Source organism: Roseomonas sp. TAS13 (genome assembly GCF_001950415.1).
In the GTDB taxonomy this organism is placed as follows: domain Bacteria; phylum Pseudomonadota; class Alphaproteobacteria; order Acetobacterales; family Acetobacteraceae; genus Roseomonas; species Roseomonas mucosa.
The window spans coordinates 1-2,723 of record NZ_BDLP01000487.1; the positions used below are offsets into that span (position 1 = coordinate 1).

At 72.5% G+C, this 2,723-nt stretch carries 3 protein-coding genes; all 3 read right to left on the bottom strand.

Features of this window, described 5'->3' with window-relative positions:
* Positions 1-44 precede the first annotated feature (44 nt).
* A complete protein-coding gene (locus ROTAS13_RS22510) occupies positions 45-422 on the bottom strand; it encodes a hypothetical protein (protein WP_075823499.1) in 378 nt (125 codons plus the stop codon).
* Positions 423-885: 463 nt separating this feature from the next.
* A complete protein-coding gene (locus ROTAS13_RS22515) occupies positions 886-1,779 on the bottom strand; it encodes a DMT family transporter (RefSeq protein WP_252570938.1) in 894 nt (297 codons plus the stop codon).
* Between the two features lie 155 nt (positions 1,780-1,934).
* Positions 1,935-2,723 (bottom strand): 2OG-Fe(II) oxygenase (locus ROTAS13_RS22520; protein WP_371329263.1); only part of this gene is annotated, 789 nt, incomplete at its 5' end.

Below are 2,723 nucleotides of genomic sequence, written 5' to 3' on the forward strand. Positions count from 1 at the left end.
GCAGTAATCAGGGCCCTGGCCGAAGTGCCATTCGGCCCGGGCCCTCAGCCGTTTCCCTCCAGGGCCACGGCGGCGACCGGGCCGGTCGCGCGGTCCCAGAAGGCGGCGGCCATCTCGTCCATGTCCATGAGCCGCTCGACCGCCTCGGGGGAGAGCGGGAGGGGCTTGCCGGCGGCGTCGCCCACACCATCCCAGGCGGTAACGGCGTGGCGGGCGAGCGCCTTGACCAGGAAGGCGAAGGCCAGGCCGCGCGCCATGTCGGGGTCGAGGTCGGCCTCGGCGGCCCGTAGCGCGCCGAGGCGACGGGCGGAGCCGGCCTGGGCGGCGGCCATCACGGCGGTAGTGACGGGGCGGATTTCCACGCGCACGCCGCGTGGCAGGTCGAGCCAGTACGGCCCGACCGGGAGGTCTAGGGTGAGCATGGGGTTCTCCGTTTGGGGAAGCGGCCAAGGCGGACCGGCAAACTGTTCTACAGCGCGAAGGGTGGCGCTTCGCCTTTTTAGTGCGGCTCGCGAGGAAGGAGCCCACACGTCGAGATGGCCGCCTCGCGTGGAGTGCGACCGCCGTCCTCGGTCGTAACGTTGTCGCGGAGGACGCTACAGGAAAGATCGATTCAAATCCGATGATCGCTGCTGAAGCGGCGATTGCCCGCGCCATGCGCGTGCCGCACGCGTAGTCCGGAGAAGCGCGCCCGACTGTAGGCCCCGCGCGTGAGCCCAACGTTGCGGAGGTGGCTGCCTTCGGATTTAAGTCGACGCCGCCGGCCCGCGACGGCGCGGTATGCCATTTCGACGCGTTGGCTCCCCAACGCGAACCAGCGTCACACCCGGATCAGTCGGTCGCTCGCGCCGGTCCACCCGAGCGGCGGGCGCGAGGGGCCAGTCATCAAGTTGCCTTCCCGGGCCGCCGTGCGATGAGCCGGCGCGGCAGCCGCCCGTCAATGAACGCCAGCCCGACCCCGATGAGGATCATGCCGGCGAAGTGTCGGGGCAGCAGCACCTCGCCCAGGACAAGCGAGCCGAGGAGGATGGCGCTCACTGGGATAAGGAAGGTGACGAGCAGCAGGTTCGTCGCCCCTGCCGCCGCGAGGATGGCGAAGTAGAGCCAGTAGGCGACGGCGGTAGAAAGGAGGCCGACCCCGAGGACGGCGAGCCAGGTCGGGCCGGAGGGCATCGCTAGCTCCCAGGGGCGCTCGACGAGGAGCACCACCGGCAACAGCAGGAACGTCGAGGCCGAGACCTGGCCCGCCGCCGTCGCGAGCGGAGCCACCCCCATCCGCTTGAACCGTCGCCCGAAGATGCCGGCGAAGGCGTAGACGAGGGCGGCCGAGAGGCAGGCGAGCTGGGCGAGCACGTCGGTGCCCAGGCCGCCAAGCGCGGCGGGGCCAACCATCACGACCGCGCCCGCGAAGCCGACCGCGACACCCGCGGCCTTCGCCGGAGTGAGTCTCTCGTCGCGGGTGAGGAGGTGCGCGACGAGGACGGTGAAGAGCGGGGTCGTGGCGTTGAGGATGGAGGCGAGGCCGCTGGCAATGTGGTGCTGGCCCCAGACGATGAGCGAGAAGGGGACGACGTTGTTCAGCAGCCCCATGCCGAGGAAGGCGGCCCAGACCCGACGGTCGGTCGGCATGACGATCCCGAGCGCCCGCAGCACGAGGACCAGCGCCGCCGCCGCGACCGCGACGCGGAGCCAGACGAGGGTGAGGGGCGGAAGCTCGCGCACGGCGACTCCGTTGAAGAAGAACGACCCGCCCCAGAGGACGGCTAGGGCGAGGAGCATCGCCCACTCCCGCCCGCCCATCGTCGACGCCGTCGCGCCGCCCCTTGTTCCCGCCATCCGCCACGCCTTCCCTGCGATGCCAGCCGGGACCTTCGCCCGGCCCCGGGCGCGCCGCACCCCGTTCCTTGCGCGGGTATCCGGGGCCGCGCCGCCGGTCAGCGCGCGTCGTGGAAGATCACGCCGAGGGTGTGGCGCCGCCCGGCGCGGAGGCGGCTGACGCCGTGGCGCATCGCGACGCGGTAGGTCCCCCGCGTCCCCTGCACCGGCCGCTGGTTCACCGCGAAAACCACGCCCTCGCCCCGCCGCAGCGGCACCACCTCGGCGCGCGACTGCATGCGGGGCCGCTGCTCCGTCAGCACGAACTCGCCGCCCTCGAAGTCGGCGCCCGGCTCGTCCAGCAGGAAGGCGGCCTGGAGGGGGAAGTGGAGGTCGCCGTAGAGGTCCTGGTGGAGGCAGTTGTAGTCGCCCGGGCCGTAGCGCAGCAGGAGCGGCGTGGGCCTCGCCTGGCCCGCCGCGCGGCAGCGGGCGAGGTAGTCCGCGTGGTCGGCCGGGAAGTCCGGGGCGGCGCCGAGCGCCGCAGCCCAGCGGTTCGCGACTGCGGCGAGGGGCGGCCAGAGCGAGGTGCGAAGCGCCGCGACCGGATCGGGCAGCGGATAGGCAAAGTAGCGGTACTCGCCCCGCCCGAAGCCGTGCCGGGCCATGACGATCCGCGACCGGAAGCCCTCCTCGCGGTCGTAGAGCGCGGCGACCGCCCCGCACTCCGCTTGCGTCAGCAGCGGACCGGTCGTGGCGCAGCCCCGCTCGTCGAGCTCCGCCCCGATCCGCGCCCAGTCCAGCGCCGCCACGCGGTGCGCGACGGAGGGCGTTGTTGCTTCCGAGTGCTCCGCGACGGTCACGCCCCGCTGTCTCTTGATCACATCTACGCACAGCTCCACCGTAAGGCG